Here is a 6653-nt window from a genome sequence, read left to right on the forward strand (position 1 = left end):
CCGATTTCCTCGGTGCTTTCCAGGTTTCCGCTCTCGCGTTTCCCTTTCCGGCGGTTCCGACTCTATCAGATCCTTTCGGCGTCCGATTCCCAGTCAGCGGGATTTGTCTTCGCGGCCGTTGGGCCGTTCCGACGTCCCAAACCTTAGCGGATCCGCTCGGCGATTCCCAATCGGGGCCGCCGTCCCCATTCGAATTGAATTCGGGCACACCGAAATCAACCCCGCCGGGAGATCATGCTTGGTTTGAGGTGCCGCTCGAGGCGGCGGAGTGTCGCCGAAGAACCGTTCCGGCTCTCTGGCAACCCGAAGAACTTTACGGATCGTCCAGGGGCGTGTCAAGCACCCTCTGTCAAGATCTTTTAGTCCAGGTCGGTGAGCCGGCCGCCGGCGTCGGGCTGGGCGTGTTCCACGCGGCGGAGCAGCCTGGTGAGGACCTCGCCGAGCACCCCGCGCTCCGCCGGGGAGAGGTCCTGGAGCAGGTCCTCCTCGAAGACGGTGGCGAGGCGCATCGCCTCCAGCCACTTCTCGCGACCTTCGGGGGTCAGCTCGACGATCACCCGGACGCGGTTGCATTCGTCCCTCTCCCGAGTGACGAGCCCCTCCGCGACCATCCGGTCGATGCGGTGGGTCATCGCGGCCGGGGTGAGGCCGAGACGCTTGGCCAGTTCACTGGGACCCATGCGATAGGGGACTCCGGAGAGGACGAGGGCCTTGAGGACCTCCCACTCCGCGTTGCTGATCCCCAGGGCTCCGGTCTGACGGCCGTAGGCGACGTTCATGCGGCGGTTGAGCCGGGAGAGGGCCGAGACGATCTTCTCGACCTGGGGGTCGAGGTCCTGGAACTCGCGCTGGTAGGCGGCGATCTGCTCGTCGAGCGTCGGCTCGCCGGCGCCGGGGGTGTCGGCCATGGGTCGAAGTATCGCACGGACGCGCTTGGCGTTGAAGTCCTTCACGATGTAGTCTTTAGCTTCGAACTTTAGCTTCAAAGTCTTCAGACTTCAGCAGTCCGGCGACTTTGACGACCTGAGAGAGGTGAACGTGACCAGGGCGATGGGCGCAGCGATGCGCCGGATCCACGTGGGCAACGCACTCAGCGCGTTCGGGCTCGGTTTCACCGTCCCCTACCTGTACGTCTATGTGGCGCAGGTGCGGGGGCTCGGTGCCATGACGGCGGGTGTGGTGCTCGCCGTCTTCGCCGTCGCCGCGCTGATCGTGCTGCCGTTCGCCGGCCGGGCGATCGTGCGGCGCGGCCCACTGCCGGTCCTTCTCACCGCCCTGGTGACGGCCGCCGTCGGTGCGCTGAGCCTGGGGCTGGCGGGAAGCGGTCCGGCCGTGCTGGCCGCGGCGGCGCTGCTGGGGGCCGGACAGGCCGTGATGCAGCCCGCGCTGGCGACGATGATCGTGGACTGCTCGACGGCGGAGACCCGGTCCCGGGCCTTCGCGACGCAGTTCTTCCTGCAGAACCTGGGGCTGGGCGTCGGCGGCCTCATAGGCGGCCATCTCGTCGACACGACCCGGGTCTCCTCCTTCACCCTGCTCTTCGCGATCGAGGCGGCGATCTTCCTGCTGCTGGTCGTCGTGATGGCGACGGTGCGGCTGCCGCACTCGCCGCGGATCGCGGACGCGCCGGCCTCGTCGTCGGCGAAGGGCAGCTGGAAGCAGTTGCTCGGGAACCGGGCGATGGTGCAGCTGTCCGTGCTCGGCTTCGTGCTGTTCTTCGCCTGCTACGGGCAGTTCGAGTCCGGGCTGAGCGCGTACGGCGTGGAGGCGGCGGGGATATCCACGTCCGCGCTCGGCACCGCGCTGGCCGCGAACACGCTGATGATCGTCGTCGCGCAGTTCGCCGTGCTCAGGTTCGTCGAGCGTCGGCGGCGCTCGCGGGTGATCGCCGGGGTCGGGCTCATCTGGGCCGTCGCGTGGGTCATCGCCGGATACGCGGGGCTGGGGCACGGCAGCCGGGAGATGGCGACGGCCGCGTTCGTGTCGACGTACGCGCTGTTCGGGCTGGGCGAGGCGATGCTGTCGCCGACGGTGGCCCCGCTGGTGGCCGACCTGGCGCCGGAGGGGATGGCCGGGCAGTACAACTCGGCGTTCGCGCTGGTCAAGCAGTTGGCGTTGGCGGTGGGGCCGGCGGTGGGCGGCCCGCTGGGAGCGTCGCTGCCCGCGCCGTACGTCGTGACGTTCCTGCTGTTCTCGCTGGGGATCAGTGTCCTGGCGGTACGGCTGGGGAAGCGGCTGACTCCCGTCCAGGACCGGCCTTGGCTGGCCGCGAGGAGCAGGATCGTGGCACGGGGCGGCGCGACTGCGAAGTCCGTGTCCGCGTAGTGGGGGCGGGGTGGGGACGCTTACCGGCGCTGGCAGGGTGCCTCCCCCACCCACCCGCACCCGCCCGTCGGCCTGAACCCCCTACCCCTTCGGCAGTACGAACTCGCACCACACCGCCTTCCCGCCCCCGGGCGTCCTCCTGGACCCCCACCCCGAAGCGATCGTCGCCACGATCGCGATGCCCCTGCCCGACTCGTCGCCCGGTTCCGCGCGCCGTCGGCGCGGAAGGTGGTCGTCGCCGTCCGTGACCTCGATGATCAGTCTGCGGTCGGTGCGGCGGAGCCGCAGCCGCATGGGTGGGGTGCCGTGCTGGAGCGAGTTGGCGACGAGCTCGCTCGTGGCGAGGACGCCCAGGTCGTGGAGGTCGGCGGGGAAGCGCCAGCTGGTCAGCACGCCGGAGGCGAACGCACGGGCGCGTGGCGCCGCCTCGACGCCGCCGAGGAGTTCCAGCGCGGCGTTGCGGAACAGTTCGCCGTCGGGGCCCGTACGGGCCGGATGCTGGAGGACGAGGACGGCGACGTCGTCGTCGTGGTCGGCCGTGACGCCGGCCGAGCGGACCAGGCGGTCGCAGATGACCTGGGGGGTGCCGGTGGCGCCCGCCAAGGCGCGCTCCAGCGCCGCGATGCCCTCGTCCAGGTCCTCGTCACGGCGTTCGACCAGGCCGTCCGTGTAGAGGACGGCCGTCGAGCCGGGGCCCAGCGGTACCGAGGCGGACGCGTGGACCCAGCCGCCCGTGCCGAGCGGCGGTCCGGTCGGTTCCTCGGTGCGCAGCACGCTGCCCTGCTCGTCGCGGACCAGGATCGGCAGGTGGCCGGCGGAGGCGTACACCAGGCGGCCCTCGTTGGGGTCGTGCACGGCGTAGACGCAGGTGGCGATCTGGTTGGGGTCGATCTCGGTGGCGAGGCCGTCGAGGAGCTGGAGGACCTCGTGCGGGGGGAGGTCCAGGCGGGCGTAGGCGCGGACCGCCGTACGGAGCTGGCCCATGACGGCCGCCGCACGGACACCGCGGCCCATGACGTCGCCGATGACGAGGGCGGTGCGGCCGCCGCCGAGGGTGATGACGTCGTACCAGTCACCGCCGACCGCGGCCTCGGTGCCGCCGGGGTGGTAGGTGGCGGCGATACGGAGGTCGTCCGGCTGTTCCAGTTCCTGGGGGAGCAACGAGCGCTGGAGGGTCACCGCCGTCTCGCGTTGCCGGCGTTCGCTGGCGCGCAGCCGCTCCGCCGCCTCGGCGTGGTCGGTGACGTCGGTGGCGAAGAGGAGGACGCCGCCGTCGCGGTCTCCGTTCTCGGCGACCGGGGTGCAGGTGAACGTGTAGGTGCGGCCGTCGAGCGCCTTGCGGGACTTGAGCGTGCGGGGCTTGCCGCTGCGCAGGACCTGGTCGAGGAGGGGGAGGAGGCCGAGTTCGGCGAGTTCGGGCAGGGCCTCGCGGGCGGGGGCGCCCGGGGGGCGTGCGCCGAAGGCCGTCGTATAGGCGTCGTTGACGTACGCGATGTGGTGGTCGGGGCCGTGGACGAGGGCGACCAGGGCCGGGACGTGGTCGAGGACGCCGCGGGCGGGCAGTTCGTCGACCGCGGGGACGCAGGGCGAGTCGTCGGTCAGTTGTTCGGCGCGGGCCGCGGGTACGGAGTCCCCCCGCCGGTCCGGGGAGACCGCGTGCTCGGTCCGCGCTGCGGCGCGGCGCTGCGTTCCGGGGAGCCGGGCGCTCCAGCGCGTGAAGTTCACGAAACCTTGCCTCGTGTCGTCGTCTCCGGCCGGCTCGGGGAGCGGCCGGGGGCCGGGGGAAGTCCCCCGGTGCAGTTCTGGGGAGAAGCCTTGTGCTCGGTCTGGGGGCAGTCTGGCAGGGTGGCCGTCGGCGACGACATCCGTCAGACGCCGGGGCGGCCCGTGGAGTTCCTGAGTTCCGTCAGGACGACCCGTTCGAGTCGTCGGAGGGACTGTGAGGAGGCTTTCCACCGGCCGCGAGTTCGAACTCCGCGCGGGGATGTTCGAGTGATCCGAGCGAGACGATCTCCCGTTTGAAGAGCCCGGAGAGGGTCCATTCGGCGAGGACGCGGGCCTTGCGATTGACCGTGGGCACCCTGCTCAGGTGGTAGACGCGGTGCATGAACCAGGCAGGGTAGCCCTTCAGCCTGCGGCCGTAGACCTGGGCGACGCCCTTGTGGAAACCGAGGGAGGCGACCGAGCCGGCGTACTTGTGGGCGTACGTGTCGAGGGGCTCGCCGCGCAGCGCGTGGACGATGTTGTCGCCGAGGACCCGGGCCTGGCGGACCGCATGCTGGGCGTTGGGGGCGGTGTCGGTGCCGGGTTCGGCAGCGGTGACGTCGGGGACGGCGGCGGCGTCGCCCGCGGCCCATGCGTGGTCGACGCCGTCGACGGTCAGTTCGGCGGTGCACTTCAGCCGCCCATGCGGGGTGCGCGGCAGGTCGGTGTTGGCGATCAGGGGGTGCGGTTTGACGCCGGCCGTCCAGACCAGGGTGCGGGTCGGGAAGCGCTGGCCGTCACTGAGGACGGCGACGCGGTCGGCGCAGGACTCCAGGCGGGTCTCCAGCAGCACCTGGATGTTGCGGCGGCGCAGTTCGGTGACGGTGTAGCGGCCCAGTTCGGGGCCGACCTCGGGGAGGATCCGGTCGGTGGCCTCGACGAGGATCCATTTCATGTCCTCGGGCTGGACGTTGTGGTAGTAGCGCGCGGCATAGCGGGCCATGTCCTCCAGCTCGCCGAGGGCTTCCACGCCCGCGTAGCCGCCGCCGACGAAGACGAAGGTGAGGGCCGCGTCGCGGATCGCGGGGTCGCGGGTGGAGGAGGCGATGTCCATCTGCTCGATGACGTGGTTGCGCAGGCCGATGGCCTCCTCGACGGTCTTGAAGCCGATGCCGTGCTCGGCGAGACCGGGGATGGGCAGCGTGCGCGCGATCGAGCCGGGGGCGAGGACCAGTTCGTCGTACTCCAGGAAAGTGGCGCCTTTTCGATCCTCGGCGGTGGCGAGGGTGGCCACTTCGGCGGTGCGCTCGGCGTGTTCGACGGTCGTCACCTCGCCGATGACGACATGACACCGGTCCAGAACGCGCCGCAGGGGTACGACGACGTGACGAGGGGAAATCGAACCTGCGGCCGCTTCGGGAAGGAACGGCTGGTACGTCATGTAGGGATCGGGGGTGACGACAGTGATGTCGACCTCACCCCGGCTGAGCTCCCGCTTCAGTCTCCGCTGCAGCCGCAGGGCCGTGTACATCCCGACGTAGCCGCCGCCGACAACGAGAATGCGCGCACGTTCCTTCACCATCCCATGACGCACCCGTGACTCTTGTTTGTCCACAGCCCCGGCAATTTGTGTGACCGGCGGGCGGCTTTGCGGGGCGCCGGGCGTGCGCCCGGGGTGGGACGAAAGGGGCCAGGTCAGCAGGGGCGGGCAGGGGGGCGCGAACGCACCGAACCGGGAGGTAAACGGCCCGTACTCCGATCGGGGGGCGCACCGTGCGGAACGTCCCCCTTCTGAATTGACAGCCTCTCAACTATGTTCGTGTGTCGACGGGGTGCAGAGGTTGTGGTCGACCGGGTCGCGACGGGCGGTCCGCCCGGCCCGCGGTCCATGGATCGGTCATGGGTCGGCCGCAGTTCCGCTCACTCCGGCTTTCAGTGACGGGGAGAGTCTCCGGGGGGAGACGTCGTTAACCGGGGGAACACAGATGCATATTCAGGACACGCATTGGTCATCGGCGTCCGCTCTTGCGGCCGGTGGCGGAACGGTGAGCGCGACGGCGGGCAACGGACGCGGTGACGGGCCGCGTACGACGCCGTTGCGGGTGGACGCACAGCGCAATCTGGAGCACGTGCTGCGTGCGGCGCGCGAGGTCTTCGGCGAGCTGGGGTACGGCGCGCCGATGGAGGACGTGGCGCGGCGGGCGCGGGTCGGGGTCGGCACCGTGTACCGGCGCTTCCCGAGCAAGGACGTGCTGGTACGGCGGATAGCCGAGGAGGAGACCTCCCGGCTGACCGACCAGGCGCGGGCCGCGCTCGGCCAGGAGGACGAGCCGTGGTCGGCGCTGTCGCGCTTCCTGCGGACGTCGGTGGCGTCGGGGGCGGGGCGGTTGCTGCCGCCGCAGGTGCTGCGGGTCGGGGTGCCGGAGGAGGTCGGCGGCGGTGCCATGGCCGGCTCCGGGGCCGAGGAGGCACGGGTGCCGCAGCAGCGGACGCAGCCGGGGGCCGCGGAGTTGCGGCTGGTGCCGGAGGAGGCCCCGCTGGTCTCCGCCGACGACGACGCCGGGGCGGCGGCCCTGCTGGAGGTCGTGGGTCGGCTCGTTGACCGCGCGCGTGCGGCTGGTGAG

Annotated in this window: 5 protein-coding genes; 2 read left to right on the forward strand and 3 right to left on the reverse strand. The window is 71.1% G+C overall.

Annotation, left to right across the window (positions count from 1 at the left end):
- Positions 1 to 359 precede the first annotated feature (359 nt).
- A complete protein-coding gene (locus tag JF597_RS01095) occupies positions 360 to 908 on the reverse strand; it encodes a MarR family transcriptional regulator (protein WP_293986873.1) in 549 nt (182 codons plus the stop codon).
- A 130-nt stretch (positions 909 to 1038) separates the two neighbouring features.
- On the opposite strand from JF597_RS01095, the gene JF597_RS01100 reads away from it, so the two are divergent.
- Positions 1039 to 2325 carry an MFS transporter gene (locus tag JF597_RS01100; protein ID WP_293986885.1) on the forward strand — a complete coding sequence of 429 codons (1287 nt, stop codon included), beginning with the start codon at positions 1039 to 1041 and terminating at the stop codon, positions 2323 to 2325.
- 81 nt (positions 2326 to 2406) lie between these two features.
- Here the strand turns inward: JF597_RS01100 and JF597_RS01105 are convergent, their stop codons facing one another.
- Positions 2407 to 4050: a SpoIIE family protein phosphatase gene (locus tag JF597_RS01105; RefSeq protein ID WP_293986876.1), complete on the reverse strand. Its 1644-nt coding sequence runs from the start codon at positions 4048 to 4050 to the stop codon at positions 2407 to 2409.
- A gap of 181 nt (positions 4051 to 4231) precedes the next feature.
- Positions 4232 to 5611: an NAD(P)/FAD-dependent oxidoreductase gene (locus JF597_RS01110; RefSeq protein ID WP_293986879.1), complete on the reverse strand. Its 1380-nt coding sequence runs from the start codon at positions 5609 to 5611 to the stop codon at positions 4232 to 4234.
- 403 nt (positions 5612 to 6014) lie between these two features.
- On the opposite strand from JF597_RS01110, the gene JF597_RS01115 reads away from it, so the two are divergent.
- Positions 6015 to 6653 (forward strand): helix-turn-helix domain-containing protein (locus tag JF597_RS01115; protein ID WP_293986882.1); only part of this gene is annotated, 639 nt, incomplete at its 3' end.

Origin of the sequence: Streptomyces sp., assembly GCF_019510245.1 — a bacterium.
Taxonomy (GTDB): Bacteria; Actinomycetota; Actinomycetes; order Streptomycetales; family Streptomycetaceae; genus Streptomyces.

Bases quoted from the DNA above. Each gene is read 5' to 3' on its own strand.
- JF597_RS01095 (WP_293986873.1), bottom strand. From the start codon at position 908: ATGGCCGACACCCCCGGCGCCGGCGAGCCGACGCTCGACGAGCAGATC.
- JF597_RS01110 (WP_293986879.1), bottom strand. From the start codon at position 5,611: ATGGTGAAGGAACGTGCGCGCATTCTCGTTGTCGGCGGCGGCTACGTC.